Raw genomic sequence first — 19,924 nt, forward strand, 5'->3', positions numbered from 1 at the left:
CACTGGGCTGATGTTTTGACCAAGGCCCGGTACACTCCGGGCCTTGGTTTTTTTGTATTTCGCGCTATAGGATCAACATGCCGGCTTCTTTCGTTCATCTACGCCTGCACACTGAATATTCTCTGGTCGATGGTCTGGTCCGGGTCAAACCGTTGATCAAGACCTTGGCCAGCATGGGTATGCCGGCTGTTGCCGTGACCGATCAGAACAACATGTGTTCGCTGGTCAAGTTCTACAAGGCCGCCATGGGCGGGGGTATCAAGCCTATTTGTGGTGCCGACCTGTGGCTGTCGAACAAGGACGAAGATGCTGCGCTGAGCCGGATCAGCCTGTTGGTGATGAATGCCAAGGGCTACCGCAATCTGACTGAGCTGATTTCTCGTGGCTTCATCGAAGGCCAGCGCAATGGCCAGGTGATTGTCGAGCGGGAATGGGTTGCTGAGGCCAACGAAGGCTTGATCGCACTGTCGGCGGCTAAAGAGGGCGAAATCGGCATGGCCCTGCTCGGCGGTAATCCGGATGAGGCGGATCAGTTACTGCGTGAATGGATGGCGGTTTTTCCTGACCGTTTCTATCTGGAAGTGCAGCGCACCAACCGCCCTAATGACGAAGAGCACCTGCACGCTGCCGTTGCCCTGGCTGATCGTCTTGGCGCACCGCTGGTGGCGACCAACGATGTTCGCTTTATCAAGCAGGAAGATTTCGAGGCCCACGAAACGCGGGTTTGCATCGGTGAAGGCCGGGCGCTGGATGATCCGCGTCGCTCGCATAACTACAGCGATCAGCAGTACCTGAAAAGCGCGGCGCAAATGGCCGAACTGTTCAGCGACCTGCCCGAGGCGCTGGAAAACACGGTCGAAATCGCCAAACGCTGCAACATTGATGTGAAGCTGGGTACTCACTTCTTGCCCAACTTTCCGATTCCTGACGGCATGACCATCGATGAATACTTTCGCAAAGTATCTTTCGATGGTCTGGAGGAGCGCCTGTCGGTCCTGATGCCCAAGGACACGACCGAGGATTACGAGGCCAAGCGTCAGGTCTATGTCGATCGGTTGAATTTCGAGCTGGATATCATCATCCAGATGGGCTTCCCCGGTTACTTCCTGATCGTGATGGACTTCATCCAGTGGGCCAAAGCCAATGGCGTGCCGGTGGGTCCTGGCCGTGGGTCGGGTGCTGGTTCGCTAGTGGCTTACGTGCAGAAGATCACCGATCTCGACCCGCTGGAATACGACCTGCTGTTCGAACGGTTCCTTAATCCGGAACGGGTCTCCATGCCCGACTTCGACGTTGACTTCTGCATGGACGGCCGCGACCGCGTTATCGAGTACGTGGCCGAGAAATATGGTCGTAACGCGGTCAGCCAGATCATTACCTTCGGTTCAATGGCGGCCAAGGCCGTGGTGCGGGACGTTGCCAGGGTTCAAGGCAAGTCCTACGGCCTGGCTGATCGACTGTCGAAAATGATTCCGTTCGAAGTCGGCATGACGTTGGAGAAAGCCTACGAGCAGGAAGAAATCCTGCGCGACTTCCTCAAGGTCGATGAAGAGGCGGCGGAAATCTGGGAGATGGCCCGCAAGCTCGAGGGTATCGTGCGTAACGTCGGCAAGCATGCCGGCGGCGTGGTGATCGCTCCGACCAAACTGACCGACTTCTCGCCCATCTACTGCGATGAAGCGGGCGATGGCCTGGTGACCCAGTTCGATAAAGATGACGTCGAGGCGGCGGGGCTGGTGAAGTTCGACTTCCTCGGCCTGCGGACCCTGACCATCATTGATTGGGCGCTCAAGACCATCAATCGTGAGCGCGCCAAGGTTGACGAAGCGCCGCTGGATATCGCCTTTATCCCGCTGGACGACAAGGCGACCTACAGCCTGCTGCAAAAAGCCGAAACCACCGCCGTGTTCCAGCTTGAGTCGCGCGGCATGAAAGAGCTGATCAAAAAGCTCAAGCCCGACTGTCTGGAGGACTTGATCGCGTTGGTGGCATTGTTCCGTCCGGGCCCGCTGCAATCGGGCATGGTGGACGACTTTATCAACCGGAAGCACGGTCGCGCCGAACTGTCCTATCCGCACATCGATTATCAGTACGAAGGCCTTAAGCCGGTATTGGCACCGACCTACGGCATCATCCTGTATCAAGAACAGGTGATGCAGATCGCTCAGGTCATGGCCGGTTACACCCTCGGTGGTGCGGACATGCTGCGTCGGGCCATGGGTAAGAAAAAACCCGAAGAAATGGCCAAGCAGCGTGGCGGTTTCATTGAAGGCTGTACCAACAACAATATTGACCCGGACCTGTCCGGTAACATTTTCGACCTGGTGGAAAAATTCGCTGGTTATGGTTTCAATAAATCCCACTCTGCGGCTTATGGTCTGGTGTCGTATCAGACCGCCTGGCTGAAAACTCACTACCCGGCACCTTTCATGGCGGCGGTACTGTCGGCGGACATGCACAACACCGACAAGGTCGTGACCTTGATCGAAGAAGTGCGCAACATGAAGTTGCGCCTTGATGCGCCGGACGTGAACACCTCCGAATACAAGTTCACCGTGAGTGAGGACGGTCGGATTCTTTATGGCCTCGGCGCCATCAAGGGTGTCGGCGAAGGACCGGTAGAAGCCATTACCGAGTCGCGCTTGGCCGGGCCGTTCAAGGATTTGTTCGACTTTTGCGCGCGTGTCGACCTCAAACGCATCAACAAACGGACCCTCGATGGCTTGATCCGCAGCGGTGCGCTGGATCGCCTGGGCCCCTATTTTGAAATCGAGCCGAAAGCCTATCAAGCCAACATCGACCGCAATCGCTCGGTACTGCTTGCTGCGCTGGAAGAGGCGATTCAGGCCGCAGAGCAGACCGCTCGCAGTCATGACAGCGGTCACTCCGATCTTTTTGGCGGCTTGTTCGTCGAAGAAGACGCCGACGTCTACGCGAACCATCGCAAGGCCAAAGAGCTGAGCCTTAAAGAGCGTTTACGTGGTGAGAAAGAAACCCTGGGTTTGTACCTCACCGGGCACCCTATCGACGAATATGAAGGCGAAATTCGCCGTTTCGCTCGTCAGCGCATCATCGATCTGAAGCCGGCGCGAGACACGCAGACGGTAGCCGGTATGATCATTGCGTTGCGCGTCATGAAGAACAAAAAGGGCGATAAGATGGGCTTTATCACCCTCGATGACCGCTCTGGACGAATTGAGGCCTCACTGTTTGCCGAGGCTTTTCATTCGGCACAGTCGCTGTTGCAGACCGATGCGATGGTGGTGGTCGAAGGCGAGGTCAGCAATGATGACTTCTCCGGCGGCCTGCGTTTGCGTGCTAAACGGGTAATGAGCCTGGAAGATGCGCGAACCAATCTCGCTGAAAGCCTGCGCTTGAAGGTGCATGCCGATGCGCTCAAGGGCGATCGGCTGCGGTGGTTGGGCGATTTGTGCAAGCGGCATCGCGGTGCGTGTCCTATTACCGTGGACTACACCGGGGTGGATGCCAAGGCTTTGCTGCAGTTTGGCGAGGGGTGGCGAATCGATCCGGCGGACAGCTTGATTCAAGCACTGCGTGACCAGTTCGGGCGTGAGAACGTCTTCCTGCAATACCGTTGATAGCACGGGGCCTGTTAATCCAGCCTGCGTTCAACCATAATTTTTAATCTCGACCTGAATACGCCTGTTCCCGTAAGGTAAGGCGTTAACGGATCAACCGGCCGGCCTCTTGGCCGTCGACCCAAGACGGATGCCTATGAACCCGAATTTTCTTGATTTCGAACAGCCGATCGCTGACCTGCAAGCCAAGATCGAAGAGCTGCGCTTGGTCGGTAATGACAACTCGCTGAATATCGGCGACGAAATCTCTCGTCTGCAAGAAAAGAGCAACACGCTCACCGAAAACATTTTTGGCAACCTGACCAGCTGGCAGATTGCGCGGATGGCGCGTCACCCGCGTCGTCCTTATACCCTGGACTACATCTCGCACATCTTCACCGAATTCGACGAACTGCACGGTGATCGGCACTTTTCCGACGATGCGGCCATCGTCGGCGGCATTGCGCGTCTGGAAGACCAGCCAGTGATGGTGATCGGTCACCAGAAAGGCCGTGAAGTGCGCGAGAAAGTTCGCCGCAACTTCGGCATGCCACGTCCTGAAGGCTATCGTAAAGCCTGTCGTCTGATGGAAATGGCCGAGCGCTTCAAAATGCCGATTCTGACCTTCATCGACACACCGGGCGCCTACCCGGGTATCGATGCCGAAGAGCGTAACCAGAGCGAAGCGATTGCCTGGAACCTGCGCGTCATGTCTCGCTTGAAAACTCCGATCATTGCCACGGTTATCGGCGAGGGTGGTTCTGGCGGTGCGCTGGCCATCGGCGTTTGCGATCAATTGAACATGCTCCAGTATTCGACCTACGCGGTTATTTCGCCGGAAGGTTGCGCATCGATTCTGTGGAAAACTGCCGAAAAAGCCCCTGATGCTGCTGACGCAATGGGCATTACCGCTGACCGTCTCAAAGGTTTGGGTATCGTTGATAAAGTCATCGGCGAACCGTTGGGCGGCGCCCATCGCGACCCGGCGATGGCTGCGGCTTCGATCCGTCAGGAATTAAGCAGCCAATTGGCGATGCTCAAGAAGTTCGATACCGAAGCGTTGCTGGCGCGCCGTTATGAGCGCCTGATGAGCTACGGTCTCTGAGTCAAGATTGCATTCGCGGATAAGCCCGCTCCTTTGCAGGAAAGGGCTTATCCGCAATCAGGCGCACAGCGGCTGTCGTCCATGACTACGTTCAAGCACTGCAATAACGATCTGCGCTCCAGGTTGCTTCGCACTCTCGAGCCTTGGCGCAATGCTTCGGCTTGGCGCATCGCGTTTTCCGGCGGTCTGGACTCCTCCGTTCTGCTGCACCTTCTGGCTGATCTCGCTACCCGCGAAGCATTGCCGCCCTTATCTGCGATTTATATCCATCACGGCCTTCAGGCTGCGGCAGATGTGTGGCCCGAGCATTGTGCTCAGGTGTGTCGGGCCTTGGGTGTGCAGCTGCAGGTGATGGCTGTGCAGGTTGAGCCTGGCGCCAGTATCGAGCGTGCGGCTCGTGAGGCGCGTTATACGGCGTTCAGTCAGGCGCTGGCGCCAGGCGAGGTGCTGTTGACCGCCCAGCATCGCGATGATCAGGCCGAAACCCTGCTGTTTCGTCTGCTGCGCGGGGCGGGTGTGCGGGGTCTTGCTGCGATGTCTGAACAGCGCGCGCTGGGAAGAGGGCAGTTGTTGCGGCCTTTGCTCGACGTCTCGCGCGCAATGCTGGAGATGTATGCCCGCGAACGGGGATTGAGCTGGGTCGAAGACCCCAGCAATAAAGACAGTAGGTTTTCCCGAAATTACCTGCGTCAGCTCATTCTGCCCTCACTGACCGAGCGCTGGCCTCAAGCTGCCGCGAACATGGCGCGAACCGCTGCGCATCTGGCGGAGGCGCAAGGGCTGCTCGACGAATTGGCCGACCAGGACCTGGTGCGGGCGGGTACCGATGCACCCTTCCCTTGGCTGGGTTTGTCGTCGTTGGCGCTCGACCCTCTAAAAGCCCTTTCTCCGGCACGCCAACGCAACGCATTGCGCCATTGGCTAGCGCCTTTGACGCGCCTGCCGGACAGCGAACATTGGGTCGGTTGGGACAGTTTGCGTGACGCCGGCCGCGAGGCTCGACCGATCTGGCGTCTTGCCGACGGTGAGCTACACCGCGCCGAGGGGCGTATCTGGTGGCTGTCGGGTGCATGGTTGCAGCAGCCAGACGCCTCGATCGTCTGGGCAGATCCTCGGGAGGCATTGAGTTTGCCGGGCAATGGCTGGCTTGAGTTTGACAATGGGGTTTTGGGCGGCGAGTTGCAGGTGCGTTATCGCCAAGGCGGTGAGCTCATGCATCTGCCGGGGCGAGGGCATCGAGACCTCAAGCGCTTGCTCAACGAGAGTGGTTTGCCGGTGTTTGCCCGTGGCCGATTGCCGCTGGTGTATCGCGGTGAGCAGTTATTGGCGGTTGCCAACCTGCCAGAATTGGACGGAACAGCCCATGGCGACTGGCGATTGCGCTGGCATGCGCCGACGAACGACCAAAGTTTGAGCTGAAAGGCCGTTTCCGGTAGACTACGCTCCCTTCTTGATACAGCTTCTGTGGATTCTTCTGAATCGACGGAAGTTGCCGATTACCAGGCAGTTTTTGCTGGGCGATTCTCAAAAATGTAGCGAGCAACAGGCGAGCTTTTTCAGTCTGCCGGTCCCAACGCAGCAATTTTCAGGAGTGCACTGTGAAATTAATTGGTAATTGGGGGCTTCGGCCTTCCTTCGCTCTCCCCGGCGGCTCTGACCGCTTTAACGCAGACTTCTAGGGTTTTTCATGACGCGCTACATCTTCGTCACGGGCGGTGTTGTTTCTTCATTGGGGAAAGGCATTGCCTCTGCTTCACTGGCGGCCATCCTGGAGGCGCGGGGACTTAAGGTCACCATGCTCAAGCTTGACCCCTATATAAACGTGGACCCGGGCACCATGAGCCCATTCCAGCACGGTGAAGTGTTCGTCACTCATGACGGCGCCGAAACCGACCTGGACCTGGGCCACTACGAGCGGTTCATCCGCACCACCATGACCCAGAACAACAACTTCACCACGGGGCGTGTGTACGAACACGTCCTGCGCAAAGAGCGCCGTGGTGATTATCTGGGCGCGACCATCCAGGTGATTCCGCACATCACCGACGAAATCAAACGCCGGATCATCAAGGGCGCTGGCGATGCTGACGTCGCCATGGTCGAGATCGGTGGCACCGTCGGTGACATCGAATCGCAACCGTTCCTTGAGGCTATCCGCCAGTTACGCATCGAGGTCGGCGCCAAGCGTGCGATGTTGATGCACCTGACGCTGGTGCCTTATATCGCCACTGCTGGCGAAACCAAGACCAAGCCGACTCAGCATTCGGTCAAAGAACTGCGCTCCATCGGTTTGCAGCCAGACGTATTGATCTGCCGCTCGGATCATCACGTGGATATTGCCTCGCGGCGCAAGATTGCGTTGTTCACCAACGTTGAAGAGCGCGCAGTCATCTCGCTGGAAGACGCCGACACCATCTACAAGATTCCGGGCATGCTCCACGCTCAAGGGCTTGATGATTTCGTCGTTGAGCGTTTCGGTCTGCAATGCGGCAGTGCTGATTTGTCCGAGTGGGAACAAGTGGTCGACGCCAAGCTCAACCCTGAGCATGAAGTCACCATCGCCATGGTCGGCAAGTACATGGAGCTGCTCGACGCCTACAAATCGTTGATTGAAGCGATGAGCCATGCCGGTATTTCCAATCGCACCAAGGTCAACCTGCGCTACATCGACTCCGAAGACATCGAGAATCAGGGCACTGCCTTGCTCGAAGGTGTCGACGCGATTCTGGTTCCGGGCGGGTTTGGTTTGCGTGGCGTTGAAGGCAAGATCACTGCTGTAAAATTCGCTCGCGAGAACAAGATCCCTTATTTGGGTATCTGTTTGGGCATGCAAGTAGCGGTTATCGAGTTCGCGCGCAACGTGTTGGGCTGGAAAGACGCCAACTCTACCGAGTTCGATCGCGCCAGTGGCCATCCGGTCGTGGGTCTGATCACCGAGTGGGAAGATGCCACCGGTGCCGTTGAAACCCGCACTGAAACATCCGACCTCGGCGGCACCATGCGTCTTGGCGCGCAGGATTGCCAGTTGGAGCCTGGTTCGCTGGTGCGCGATTGCTATGCTAAAGACGTGATCGTCGAGCGTCATCGCCATCGTTATGAAGTGAACAACAAGCTGCTGCCAAGCCTGGTCGAAGCGGGCCTGAAAGTGACCGGTCGGTCCGGTGACGGTGCTTTGGTCGAAGTGATCGAAGCGCCGGATCATCCTTGGTTCGTCGCCTGTCAGTTCCACCCTGAGTTCACCTCGACACCGCGCGACGGTCACCCGTTGTTCAGCGGTTTCGTCAAGGCGGCTTTGACGCAACATCAGAAGAAGGCCTGACTTTTATGGCGCAAAAGATCATCCGTGTAGGCGCGATCGAGATTGCCAACGACAAGCCGTTTGTCTTGTTTGGTGGCATGAACGTGCTGGAATCGCGGGACATGGCCATGCAGGTCTGCGAAGAGTACGTAAGGGTCACCGAAAAGCTCGGTATCCCTTACGTGTTCAAGGCCAGTTTCGACAAGGCCAATCGTTCGTCCGTGACCTCTTACCGTGGCCCAGGCCTGGAAGAGGGCATGCGGATTTTTGAAGAGATCAAAAAGACCTTTGGTGTACCGCTGATCACGGATGTGCACGAACCTGAGCAAGCTGCGGTAGTGGCTGAGGTTTGCGACATCATCCAATTGCCGGCGTTTTTATCGCGGCAGACCGATCTGGTCGTGGCAATGGCCAAGACCGGTGCGGTGATCAACATCAAGAAAGCCCAGTTTCTCGCCCCTCAGGAAATGAAACATATCCTGGCCAAGTGCGAAGAAGCCGGGAATGATCAATTGATTCTGTGCGAGCGTGGTTCCAGCTTCGGTTACAACAACCTGGTCGTGGACATGCTCGGCTTCGGCATCATGAAGCAGTTCGAGTATCCGGTATTCTTCGACGTGACTCATGCCTTGCAAATGCCAGGTGGTCGCTCCGATTCTGCTGGTGGTCGTCGGGCTCAGGTCCTCGATCTGGCCAAGGCCGGTCTCAGCCAGAGTCTGGCCGGGTTGTTCCTCGAAGCGCATCCGGATCCGGATAACGCAAAATGCGATGGTCCTTGCGCCTTGCGTCTGGACAAGCTCGAGCCATTCCTGGCTCAGCTCAAGGCACTGGATGAACTTGTGAAAAGTTTTCCGACGGTAGAGACCGCGTAAAACCGGTTTCTCCGGTAAAGTGCCGCTCGGTATTTCTCTGGCCCACGGGCCAGAGGCTTATCCTCGTCAGACCTGCCCGCTGCACAACGCCTGACGGCGATAATTGATTCCCTCAGCTGTGTCGCTTTCGTCAATCTTGGAGTGTTTACAACAATGGCAAAAATCGTCGACATCAAAGGTCGTGAAGTTCTCGACTCCCGTGGCAATCCCACCGTGGAAGCAGATGTGCTCCTCGATAACGGTATCATCGGCAGTGCCTGCGCGCCGTCCGGTGCTTCCACTGGCTCGCGTGAGGCGCTCGAGCTGCGTGATGGCGACAAGGGTCGTTACCTTGGCAAAGGTGTTCTCAAGGCTGTAGCTAACATCAATGGCCCGATCCGCAGCCTGTTGCTGGGCAAGGATCCGCTGGACCAGCAAGCGCTGGACCGTGCCATGATCGCCCTGGACGGGACCGAAAACAAAGCCAGCCTGGGCGCTAATGCGATCCTGGCTGTGTCGCTGGCCGCAGCCAAAGCTGCCGCTCAGGATCAGGATCTGCCGCTGTACGCGCACATCGCCAACCTCAACGGCACGCCGGGTGTGTACTCAATGCCGGTGCCGATGATGAACATCATCAACGGTGGCGAGCATGCCGATAACAACATCGATATCCAGGAGTTCATGGTGCAGCCGGTTGGCGCCAAGACCTTCTCCGAAGCGCTGCGCATGGGCACCGAAATTTTCCATCATCTGAAAGCTGTGCTCAAAGCCCGTGGCTTGAACACTGCTGTCGGCGATGAAGGCGGTTTCGCACCGAACCTGGCTTCGAACGAAGACGCCTTGGGTGCTATCGCTGAAGCGGTGGCCAACGCCGGTTACGCGCTAGGCACCGACGTGACCCTGGCGCTGGACTGCGCGGCCAGCGAATTCTACGAAGACGGCAAATACGATCTGGCTGGCGAAGGTCAGAAGTTCGACTCGGCGGGTTTCGCTGATTACCTGGCCGGTCTTGTCAGCCGTTATCCGATCATCTCCATCGAAGATGGCATGGACGAGTCCGATTGGGCTGGCTGGAAAGTTCTGACCGACAAACTGGGTGAGAAAGTGCAATTGGTTGGCGACGACCTGTTTGTGACCAACACCAAGATTCTCAAAGAAGGCATCGATAAAAAGATCGGCAACTCGATCTTGATCAAGTTCAACCAGATCGGCACCCTGACCGAAACCCTGGAAGCCATTCAGATGGCCAAGGCAGCGGGTTATACGGCTGTCATCTCGCACCGCTCCGGCGAAACCGAGGACTCGACCATTGCCGATCTGGCTGTCGGTACGGCCGCAGGTCAGATCAAAACCGGTTCTCTGAGCCGTTCTGATCGCATCGCCAAGTACAACCAACTGCTGCGTATCGAAGAGCAATTGGGCGCCAAGGCTGTATACAACGGTCGTGGTGAGTTTCGCGGCTGAGCTGGAGATGGTAAAAAGACAACGGGCGCTGTAAGAAAAGTCGGCATAGCTGACGATTCTGCCAGCGCATGAGTGATTGAGCCTGGTTTTGCCGGGCTCAATGCCCTCGCTCGATTTCCAACGTGTCGGCATCGCTGTCTTTTCCACTGAGTACCTGAATATTCAATGCGCAGTCCTAACTGGTTGTTCCTCATCTTGCTTCTGCTGCTGGCCGGCCTGCAGTATCGCCTTTGGGTGGGCAACGGAAGCCTGGCGCAAGTGGCCAGTCTGACCCAGCAAATCGCTGATCAGCATGCTGAAAACGATACGCTACTGGAACGCAACCGGGTTCTTGATGCGGAAGTGCTTGAGCTGAAAAAAGGCCTGGAGACCGTTGAAGAGCGGGCGCGTCACGAATTGGGCATGGTCAAGGACGGCGAAACCCTTTATCAGTTGGCCCAATGACATCTGTTCTACCTGCCTTCTGGGCAGTGATTCCTGCCGCGGGCGTTGGCGCTCGCATGGCGGCTGACCGGCCCAAGCAGTACCTGCAACTGGGCGGACTCACTATTCTCGAACACAGCCTTAATTGTTTTCTCGATCACCCCCAACTCAAGGGACTGGTGATCAGCCTGGCTGTGGATGATCCCTATTGGCCGACCCTGGCATGCTCTGCTGACTCGCGGATCCAGCGCGTGGCGGGCGGGCGGGAGCGGGCAGACTCAGTGCTCAATGCGCTGTTGCATCTCCACGCGCAAGGCGCTCATGACGATGACTGGGTGCTGGTTCACGATGCGGCTCGTCCGAATCTATCGCGCGGAGACTTGGACACGCTGCTGTACGAATTGGCTGACGATCCTGTCGGTGGTCTGTTGGCCGTTCCGGCTCGCGACACACTCAAGCGTGCGGACAGTAATGGGCGCGTCACTGAAACTGTTGATCGCAGCTTGATCTGGCAGGCCTATACGCCGCAGATGTTCCGCCTCGGCGCACTGCACCGTGCCTTGGCTGACAGTCTGGTATCGGATGTCAGTATCACCGATGAAGCCTCCGCCATCGAATGGGCAGGTCAGTCTCCCAGGCTGATCGAGGGGCGTTCAGACAACATCAAGGTGACGCGCCCCGAAGACCTAGAATGGCTGCGTCAGCGTCGAGACTTCAAAGGTTGAGCCCGGCGAAGTCGCTTTAATCGCGATACTCTTTACACAGCGCCAACCCGGCTTTCAAATGCTCGACCAACTTGCGCACCTTGGGCGACAGATGCCGTTGCTGTGGATAAAGTGCCCAGACCGCCGTGTTGGGGGGTTGATGAGCGTCCAGCAGCGAAATCAACGCGCCACTGTTCAGGTGTTCAAGCACGTAGTAGTCCGGCAACTGACACAATCCGATCCCCTGCAGCGCCGCGTCAAGCACGGCCTGCCCGCTGTTGCAGCGCCAGTTGCCTTGAACCCGTTGCGAGAATTCCCGACCATTTTGCTGCAGTTGCCACGTGTCGCTACTACCGATCAAGCAGTTGTGACGGTTCAATTCCGACAGGCTGTGCGGTCGCCCATAACGCTCAAGGTAAGAGGGCGATGCGCACAGGTACATGCGCCGAGGCGCCAAGCGGGTAGCAATCAGTCTTGAGTCTTGCAGACGACCCAGGCGAATCGCCAGATCGAGGCCTTCATGCACCAGGTCCAGCGTGCGGTTGCTCAGCTCGATATCCACGCGCAATTGTGGATACAGCATCATGAAGCCGGTCACTAGCGGTGTAATGAAGCGTTCTCCATACGCCACGGCGCAGGTCATGCGCAGCAGGCCTTTAGGTTCGCTGGTGAGGTCGCCTATCGCGCGCAGTGCTTCTTCGCGCCCATCTTGCAGGCGCTGACAGTGCTGAAGAAATGTCTGCCCGGCTTCGGTCAAGGCTACGCGTCGGGTGCTGCGATACAGCAGCCGGGTTTGCAGGCGCTCTTCGAGCCTGGCGATCTGTCGGCTGATGTGTGATGACGAAACGCCCAAGCGTTCTGCCGCAGCGGTGAACTGCCCGCATTCAGCCACCGCCACAAACTCATCCAGCCCTTCCCAGCGATTGGCGTACATCGATTGTCCCTGTACAGCAATAATGTTTTGCTTTTAGCCCGATTATTCCTTAATCAGCACTGCTTTACACTCTCAGGCTTGTTTTTACTTCGTCGGAGAAGATTGATGATCAAGTCACGTGCTGCCGTTGCCTTTGAAGCCAAGAAACCGCTCGAAATCGTTGAAGTCGATGTCGCGATGCCCAAGGCCGGTGAAGTGCTGCTGCGGGTCGTCGCTTCCGGTGTGTGTCACACCGATGCCTACACCTTGTCTGGCGCTGACCCGGAAGGCATCTTCCCTTCGATCCTCGGTCATGAAGGTGGTGCAATCGTCGAAGCAGTCGGCGAAGGCGTGACCTCAGTTGCAGTCGGTGATCATGTGATCCCGCTGTACACCCCGGAATGCCGTAAATGCAAATTCTGCCTGTCGGGCAAGACCAACCTGTGCCAAGCCATTCGCGCCACTCAGGGCAAAGGTTTGATGCCGGATGGTACGTCGCGCTTCTCTTATAAAGGCCAGACGATTTTCCATTACATGGGCACCTCGACCTTCTCCGAATACACCGTATTACCGGAAATATCGGTCGCGAAAATATCCAAAGACGCGCCGCTGGAAAAAGTCTGCCTGCTCGGTTGCGGCGTCACTACCGGGATTGGTGCGGTACTGAACACCGCGAAAGTCAAACCGGGCGACACCGTGGCGATCTTTGGTCTGGGTGGGATCGGTTTGTCAGCGGTGATTGGCGCGGTCAAGGCCAAGGCCGGGCGCATCATCGCCATCGACATCAATCCCTCCAAGTTTGAAATCGCCAAACAACTGGGCGCTACCGACTGCATCAACCCTAAGGATTACGATCGCCCGATTCAGGACGTGATCGTTGATCTCACTGACGGCGGTGTGGATTTCTCCTTCGAGTGCATCGGCAACGTGCAACTCATGCGTGCGGCGCTTGAGTGCTGCCACAAAGGTTGGGGTGAGTCGGTGATCATTGGCGTGGCTGGCGCCGGTCAGGAAATTTCAACCCGACCTTTCCAACTGGTCACCGGGCGCGTCTGGCGCGGCTCGGCGTTTGGCGGTGTACGGGGTCGCACTGAATTGCCGAGCTATGTCGACATGGCACAGAAGGGCGAAATCCCGTTGGATACTTTCATCACCCACACCATGGGCCTGGAAGACATCAATAAGGCTTTCGAGCTGATGCATGAAGGCAAGAGCATTCGCACCGTCATCCATTTCTGAGGTCTGTCATGAGCCTGGAAAACCTGTCCTGCCAGAAAAGCTTCGGTGGCTGGCACAAGCGTTACAAGCATCACTCCGATGTGCTCGGCTGCGACATGGTGTTTGCCGTTTACCTGCCACCGCAAGCGGAGCAGGGCGGTAAATTGCCGGTGGTGTACTGGCTGTCTGGATTGACCTGTACCGATGAAAATTTCATGCATAAGGCAGGGGCACAAAGGATCGCGGCCGAGCTGGGTTTGATTATCGTCGCCCCCGACACCAGCCCGCGCGGGCCGGATGTACCGGGTGATCCGGATGGTGCATGGGATTTTGGGCTGGGTGCCGGCTTTTATCTGAACGCCACCCAGCAACCATGGGCGAAGAACTACCGCATGCATGACTATGTGGTGAACGAGCTGCCGGTACTGGTCGAGGCGCATTTTCCGGCCTCGGACCGGCGTGGAATCAGTGGTCACTCCATGGGTGGACACGGGGCATTGGTGTGCGCTTTGCGTAATCCGGGGCGCTATCAATCAGTGTCAGCTTTTTCGCCGATCAGCAATCCGATGGACTGCCCATGGGGCCAGAAGGCTTTTTCCCGTTACCTTGGGGATGAGCGTTCGCGCTGGCGCGAATGGGATGCGAGTGTGTTGATCGCCGAGGCTTCGGAAAAATTGCCGATCCTCGTCGATCAGGGTGATCGTGATGATTTCCTCGCCAATCAGCTTATGCCTGAGGCGCTGGTGCAGGCGGCAAAATCTGCTCGGCATCCACTCACCTTGCGTATGCAGCCCGGTTACGACCACAGCTATTTCTTCATCGCGAGCTTTATCGAAGATCACTTACGTCATCATGGGGTCGCTCTAAGCGGCTAATGTTCGACAAAGTAGGTAGAATCACGCCCTGACTTTTTCGGGGCGTTTTTTTATGCGTATTGGCCACGGCTACGATGTGCACCGTTTCGCTGAAGGCGATTTCATCACCTTGGGTGGCGTGCGGATCGCGCACGGCTTCGGGCTGCTCGCCCATTCCGATGGCGACGTGCTGCTGCATGCACTCAGCGATGCCTTGCTCGGCGCGGCCGCGTTGGGGGATATCGGCAGGCATTTCCCGGACACGGACCCGCAATTCAAGGGCGCAGACAGTCGCGCCTTGTTGCGTCACGTGGTCACATTGGTCAATAACAAAGGCTGGAAAGTCGGCAACATCGACGCCACCATTGTTGCCCAGGCACCGAAAATGGCCCCGCATATCGAATCGATGCGCGCGCTGATTGCCGCGGATCTTCACGTCGAGTTGGATCAAGTGAACGTAAAAGCTACCACCACTGAAAAACTTGGCTTCGTTGGCCGTGAAGAAGGCATCGCGGTTCATGCTGTCGCCTTGTTGCTCTCGGCATGACGGAACTCGAATTGCTTGGCCCGCGCGCCTACGGTGACGCCTTGGGTACTGCGGTACTCAAAGCCACGGCCGAAGATTTCCAGGTCGATGAAGTCCTGGATATTCCGTTGTCCGGCGACGGTGAGCATCTGTGGCTATGGGTCGAGAAGCGAGGCCTGAACACTGAAGAAGCGGCCCGCCGCCTGGCGCGTGCTGCCGGTGTGCCGTTGCGAACCGTCAGTTATGCGGGCTTGAAGGATCGTCAGGCGTTGACGCGACAGTGGTTCAGCTTGCACTTGCCGGGCAAGGCTGACCCTGATCTGTCAGCGGCTCAGGACGATACCCTGAAAATCCTGAAGATTGGCCGTCATAAACGCAAACTGAATCGCGGCGCTCACGCGGCCAATGGCTTTACCTTGCGCCTGACCCAGTTGCAGGCGGATCACGTGGCCTTGCAGGCGCGCCTCGAATTGATCGCCAGCCACGGCATCCCCAATTATTTTGGTGCCCAGCGCTTCGGTTGGCAGGGCGGTAATCTGGGCGAAGCCCGTGAGTACGCATCGCGCCAGGCATTGCCGGAACAACGCAATGTGCGTTCGCGGCTGTTGTCGACGGCTCGCAGCTATCTGTTCAATCAGGTGTTGGCGGCGCGAGTGGCGGATGGCAGTTGGCAGCGGGCGCAAGTGGGCGATCTGCTGGCGTTCACTGATAGTCGCAGCTTTTTCCCTGCTGGCGAGGCTGAATGCAGCGATCCTCGTCTGGCTATTCTTGACCTGCACCCGACCGGGCCGCAGTGGGGCGAGGGTGATTCGCCTGCGACCGGCGTCACGGGCATGCTTGAACAAGCCGTCGCTGATCGCGAACCCGCGTTGCGCGATTGGCTGATCAAAGCAGGCATGGAACATGAACGTCGTATCCTGCGGCTGCCCATTGGTGGATTGACGTGGCATTATCCCGAGCCTGACATTCTGCAATTAGAATTCGTCCTTCCGGCCGGATGCTTCGCCACCGTATTGGTGCGTGAACTCGTCGATCTGGTGGCGGTGGGGCAGACGGACAGCTCATGCGCATTCTGATTTCTAACGATGATGGGGTTACGACACCGGGTTTGGCTGCGCTTCATGCAGCGTTGGCGGGCTATGGGGAGTGCGTGGTCATTGCCCCTGATCAAGACAAAAGCGGTGCAAGCAGCTCTCTGACGCTTGATCGCCCGCTTCACGCCCACACGTTGGCCAACGGCTTCATCAGCCTGAACGGTACGCCAACCGATTGCGTGCATCTTGGGCTCAACGGGCTTCTTGATCTGCAGCCGGACATGGTTGTCTCGGGCATCAATCTGGGGGCCAACCTCGGCGATGATGTGCTGTATTCCGGCACGGTGGCCGCCGCGCTGGAGGGGCGATTTCTCAAGCGCCCGTCGTTTGCGTTCTCATTGTTATCGCGTCTGGTAGACAACCTGCCGACGGCCGCGCACTTTGCCCGCATGCTGGTCGAAGCCCATGAACAGCTCGACCTGCCGCCGCGCACGGTGCTAAACGTCAACATCCCGAACCTTCCGCTTGAGCATATCCGCGGTATTCAACTGACCCGCCTGGGGCATCGCGCCCGCGCGGCTGCTCCGGTCAAGGTTGTCGATCCGCGTGGCAAGGTCGGCTATTGGATTGCAGCGGCAGGCGATGTTGAAGACGGCGGACCAGGGACCGATTTTCACGCGGTCATGCAAGGATACGTGTCGATCACCCCGCTGCAGCTGGACCGAACCTATCAGGACGGTTTCAGCAGCCTCAACGGCTGGCTAGAGGGGCTCGGTTGATGTCGCGCGAGCAAGATGATCTGTTACGACGCGGGATCGGGATGACCTCCCAACGCACCCGCGAGCGTTTGATTCAACGTTTGTACGAAGAAGGCCTGTCCAACGCTCAGGTGCTGGAAGTGATCCGGCGAACGCCACGGCATTTGTTCGTTGATGAGGCGCTGGCACACCGTGCCTACGAAGACACCGCATTACCGATTGGCCATAACCAGACCATTTCCCAGCCATACATGGTTGCGCGAATGAGCGAGCTGCTACTGGAAGCCGGTCCTCTGGACAAGGTGCTGGAGATAGGCACCGGCTCGGGTTATCAGACCGCAGTCCTGGCGCAACTGGTGGAGCGGGTTTTTTCGGTGGAGCGCATCAAGGTTTTGCAGGACCGCGCCAAGGAGCGACTGGTCGAGCTGAATCTGCGCAATGTGGTCTTTCGCTGGGGCGATGGCTGGGAAGGCTGGCCTGCTCTGGCGCCTTACAACGGCATCATAGTGACTGCAGTGGCGACCGATGTTCCGCAGGCCTTGCTTGATCAATTGGCGCCGGGTGGACGCCTGGTCATTCCGGTCGGCTCAGGCGAGGTCCAGCAATTGATGTTGATCATCCGCGAGGAGAATGGTTTTTCCCGTCATGTGCTGGGCGCGGTGCGATTCGTGCCCTTGCTCAATGGGCCACTGGCGTGAGGCTTGTTACGGCCCGTAATGAATTCTGTCCGGTCATCAAGGTCCTATAGCCGACGAGCAGGTTAACGCAGTATCTTGAATAAGTGCTGTAACGCACGGTTTTGTAACCAGTTAAGTATTAGCTGCCAGCCGTTATTACGGCACAATAGGCAACTTAAATTCAGTCACCAGTAAAGGGAGTGGCGGGTGAGTCTCACAGTCATTCGACAGTGTATGTCCATAGCAAGCTTTCAGCGCCTGGTGATTGGCATTGCCCTCGGTATATTTCTGGCCGGCTGCTCCAGCACGCCTTCTGGAGGGGTGAGGGTTGTCGATCGTAACAAGACGGCGCCCCAACGGCAGGCGGTTACGACCGGGCAGTACGTGGTGCGGCGTAGCGATACCCTGTTCTCTATTGCATTTCGTTACGGTTGGGACTGGAAAGCGCTGGCCGAACGCAATCAGATTCCTGCTCCCTATACCATCCACCCGGGGCAGACAATTCGCTTTGATGGCCGGTCAAGTTCCGCGCCGACGTCAGTCGCTTCCACATCCGATGTAGCCCCTTCCGGTTCGATCAAAACGACAGTGATCTCTCGCCCTATCGGGGTTGTCCCGGTAATCGTTCCTGCTCCTGCCGGGACTCCTGCGACAACGCCGATACAGGCTGTAGGACGTTCACCCGCGGGTTGGGCGTGGCCATCTAATGGCATTTTGATAGGTAAATTTTCTTCAAACGGTAGTTTGAATAAAGGAATTGATATCGCTGGGGATTTGGGACAGCCTGTTTTGGCTGCGTCTGATGGTTCGGTGGTGTACGCCGGGAGTGGCTTGCGGGGCTACGGCGAGTTAGTAATCATCAAACACAGCGACACCTACGTCAGTGCTTACGGACATAACCGTAGGCTGTTGGTTCGGGAGGGGCAGCAGGTCAAGGTCGGACAGACAATTGCTGAAATGGGGTCAACGGGGACTGACCGGGTGAAACTGCATTTTGAGATTCGCCGTCAAGGTAAACCTGTAGATCCTCTGGAATTCCTGCCACGTCGTTGATCGGTTACCAGCCTGTTTCCTGGCGTAGAGGGGACAGGCTCAAGCGTTGCCATGGAAGTTAGGCGCCGCTAGGGCTTGAGGTCGAACTCACCAAAGGACTATAATAATGGCTCTCAGCAAAGAAGCGCCGGAGTTTGACATCGACGATGAGGTGCTCCTTATGGAACCCGGCATCGTTCTGGACAAGGTTTCGAGCAAGGAAACTGCTGTAACTCCTGCCCGCGCCAAAGCCAAACACTCCACAACGCTCAAGCAACACAAGTACATCGACTACACCCGGGCGCTCGACGCCACTCAGTTGTATCTGAATGAAATTGGTTTCTCTCCTCTGCTTTCGCCGGAAGAAGAAGTCCACTTTGCGCGTTTGTCGCAGAGCGGTGATCCGGCAGGGCGCAAACGCATGATCGAAAGCAATCTGCGGCTGGTGGTAAAAATTGCCCGACGCTACGTCAATCGTGGACTCTCATTGCTTGACCTGATCGAAGAGGGCAACCTGGGCCTGATCCGGGCGGTCGAGAAATTCGATCCTGAACGCGGTTTCCGCTTCTCAACTTACGCGACATGGTGGATTCGCCAGACCATTGAGCGTGCCATCATGAATCAGACCCGTACGATCAGGTTGCCCATTCATGTGGTCAAAGAGCTTAACGTTTACTTGCGTGCTGCTCGTGAATTGACCCAGAAACTTGATCACGAACCCTCTCCTGAAGAAATCGCCAACCTGCTCGAAAAGCCGGTTGGCGAGGTCAAACGCATGCTTGGGCTCAATGAACGGGTGTCCTCCGTAGACGTTTCCCTCGGTCCAGATTCTGACAAGACTTTGCTCGATACGCTGACCGATGATCGCCCTACAGACCCGTGTGAATTGCTGCAGGACGATGATCTTTCCCAGAGTATCGATCAGTGGCTTTCCGAGCTTACCGATAAGCAGCGAGAGGTGGTAATAAGGCGTTTCGGCTTGCGAGGGCACGAAAGCAGTACCTTGGAAGACGTAGGTCTGGAAATTGGTTTGACCCGCGAAAGGGTCAGGCAAATTCAGGTCGAGGGCCTCAAGCGCTTACGTGAAATTCTTGAAAAGAACGGTCTGTCGAGCGAGTCTCTGTTTCAATAGCAGTGCATGGACTCAAGTGTGTGCGACGTTGTGCGACCGATTTATAAAAACACCTCGACTGGGTCGGGGTGTTTTTATATTCGCGAGGTGGATAAGTGGCTGCGGGTGTTCCATGATTTATTAGATGATGCCTTTCATACGTTTAGCGCGACGAGCAATAGGGCGTTTTTTATGTAAGCCTTTGCTTACGCGTGGTGTAAGTGATCGTAAGTTTAAGGGGGCGATATTGTCTTTGTTTTATTATTATTTGTGTAGTTTGTTGATTTTAAATGATATTTAATTTTAATGACTGGTCGGCCAGGACTCTTTTTGAAAACTTTTAACGGTTGCTCCTGGCGGTGAAATCACTAAGATAAG

At 56.9% G+C, this 19,924-nt stretch carries 17 protein-coding genes; 16 read left to right on the top strand and 1 reads right to left on the bottom strand.

The features are described 5' to 3' along the window. Positions 1-77: 77 nt before the first annotated feature. The 8 genes from dnaE (at position 78) to ispD (ending at position 11,444) form a co-directional block, all read left to right on the top strand. On the top strand, positions 78-3,599 hold the full coding sequence (gene dnaE, locus RGU44_RS01385; RefSeq protein ID WP_322180473.1) for a DNA polymerase III subunit alpha: 3,522 nt from the start codon (positions 78-80) through the stop codon (positions 3,597-3,599). Between the two features lie 136 nt (positions 3,600-3,735). Next, complete coding sequence (locus tag RGU44_RS01390; RefSeq protein ID WP_322180471.1) at positions 3,736-4,683, top strand: acetyl-CoA carboxylase carboxyltransferase subunit alpha; 948 nt, start codon at positions 3,736-3,738, stop codon at positions 4,681-4,683. An 81-nt stretch (positions 4,684-4,764) separates the two neighbouring features. Beyond that, positions 4,765-6,102: a tRNA lysidine(34) synthetase TilS gene (gene tilS, locus RGU44_RS01395; protein WP_322215299.1), complete on the top strand. Its 1,338-nt coding sequence runs from the start codon at positions 4,765-4,767 to the stop codon at positions 6,100-6,102. Between the two features lie 268 nt (positions 6,103-6,370). Continuing rightward, positions 6,371-8,002 carry a CTP synthase gene (locus RGU44_RS01400; RefSeq protein WP_322180467.1) on the top strand — a complete coding sequence of 544 codons (1,632 nt, stop codon included), beginning with the start codon at positions 6,371-6,373 and terminating at the stop codon, positions 8,000-8,002. A gap of 5 nt (positions 8,003-8,007) precedes the next feature. Further along, complete coding sequence (gene kdsA, locus RGU44_RS01405) at positions 8,008-8,853, top strand: 3-deoxy-8-phosphooctulonate synthase (RefSeq protein WP_322180465.1); 846 nt, start codon at positions 8,008-8,010, stop codon at positions 8,851-8,853. A gap of 153 nt (positions 8,854-9,006) precedes the next feature. Beyond that, on the top strand, positions 9,007-10,296 hold the full coding sequence (gene eno, locus RGU44_RS01410; RefSeq protein ID WP_322180463.1) for a phosphopyruvate hydratase: 1,290 nt from the start codon (positions 9,007-9,009) through the stop codon (positions 10,294-10,296). A 165-nt stretch (positions 10,297-10,461) separates the two neighbouring features. Continuing rightward, positions 10,462-10,740, top strand: coding sequence for a cell division protein FtsB (gene ftsB / locus RGU44_RS01415; protein ID WP_219061254.1), 279 nt, complete (start codon positions 10,462-10,464; stop codon positions 10,738-10,740). Continuing rightward, positions 10,737-11,444 (top strand): 2-C-methyl-D-erythritol 4-phosphate cytidylyltransferase, encoded by a 708-nt coding sequence (gene ispD, locus RGU44_RS01420; protein WP_322180460.1) that lies wholly within the window; start codon positions 10,737-10,739, stop codon positions 11,442-11,444. The genes ftsB and ispD overlap by 4 nt, the downstream gene beginning before the upstream one ends. A 16-nt stretch (positions 11,445-11,460) precedes the next feature. Here ispD and RGU44_RS01425 read toward each other — a convergent pair whose 3' ends face one another. Beyond that, positions 11,461-12,357: a LysR substrate-binding domain-containing protein gene (locus tag RGU44_RS01425; protein WP_322180458.1), complete on the bottom strand. Its 897-nt coding sequence runs from the start codon at positions 12,355-12,357 to the stop codon at positions 11,461-11,463. A gap of 105 nt (positions 12,358-12,462) precedes the next feature. Between RGU44_RS01425 and RGU44_RS01430 the strand changes: the two genes are divergently transcribed. From RGU44_RS01430 to rpoS, 8 genes are all read left to right on the top strand, one after another. Further along, entirely contained in the window at positions 12,463-13,575 is a 1,113-nt protein-coding gene (locus RGU44_RS01430; RefSeq protein WP_322215301.1) for an S-(hydroxymethyl)glutathione dehydrogenase/class III alcohol dehydrogenase, read from the top strand. A gap of 8 nt (positions 13,576-13,583) precedes the next feature. Further along, positions 13,584-14,429 carry an S-formylglutathione hydrolase gene (gene fghA, locus RGU44_RS01435; RefSeq protein ID WP_322215303.1) on the top strand — a complete coding sequence of 282 codons (846 nt, stop codon included), beginning with the start codon at positions 13,584-13,586 and terminating at the stop codon, positions 14,427-14,429. A 52-nt stretch (positions 14,430-14,481) separates the two neighbouring features. Continuing rightward, entirely contained in the window at positions 14,482-14,955 is a 474-nt protein-coding gene (gene ispF / locus RGU44_RS01440; RefSeq protein WP_219061259.1) for a 2-C-methyl-D-erythritol 2,4-cyclodiphosphate synthase, read from the top strand. Further along, entirely contained in the window at positions 14,952-16,010 is a 1,059-nt protein-coding gene (truD, locus tag RGU44_RS01445; protein ID WP_322180453.1) for a tRNA pseudouridine(13) synthase TruD, read from the top strand. The genes ispF and truD overlap by 4 nt, the downstream gene beginning before the upstream one ends. Beyond that, positions 15,998-16,747: a 5'/3'-nucleotidase SurE gene (gene surE, locus RGU44_RS01450; RefSeq protein ID WP_322215306.1), complete on the top strand. Its 750-nt coding sequence runs from the start codon at positions 15,998-16,000 to the stop codon at positions 16,745-16,747. The genes truD and surE overlap by 13 nt, the downstream gene beginning before the upstream one ends. A 41-nt stretch (positions 16,748-16,788) precedes the next feature. Continuing rightward, entirely contained in the window at positions 16,789-17,424 is a 636-nt protein-coding gene (locus tag RGU44_RS01455; protein ID WP_322182776.1) for a protein-L-isoaspartate(D-aspartate) O-methyltransferase, read from the top strand. A 186-nt stretch (positions 17,425-17,610) separates the two neighbouring features. Then, entirely contained in the window at positions 17,611-18,456 is an 846-nt protein-coding gene (locus RGU44_RS01460) for a peptidoglycan DD-metalloendopeptidase family protein (RefSeq protein WP_322180448.1), read from the top strand. Between the two features lie 106 nt (positions 18,457-18,562). Then, entirely contained in the window at positions 18,563-19,567 is a 1,005-nt protein-coding gene (gene rpoS / locus RGU44_RS01465) for an RNA polymerase sigma factor RpoS (RefSeq protein ID WP_219061263.1), read from the top strand. Positions 19,568-19,924: the final 357 nt, after the last annotated feature.

This window comes from Pseudomonas sp. 5C2, from assembly GCF_034314155.1.
Classification (GTDB): Bacteria; Pseudomonadota; Gammaproteobacteria; order Pseudomonadales; family Pseudomonadaceae; genus Aquipseudomonas.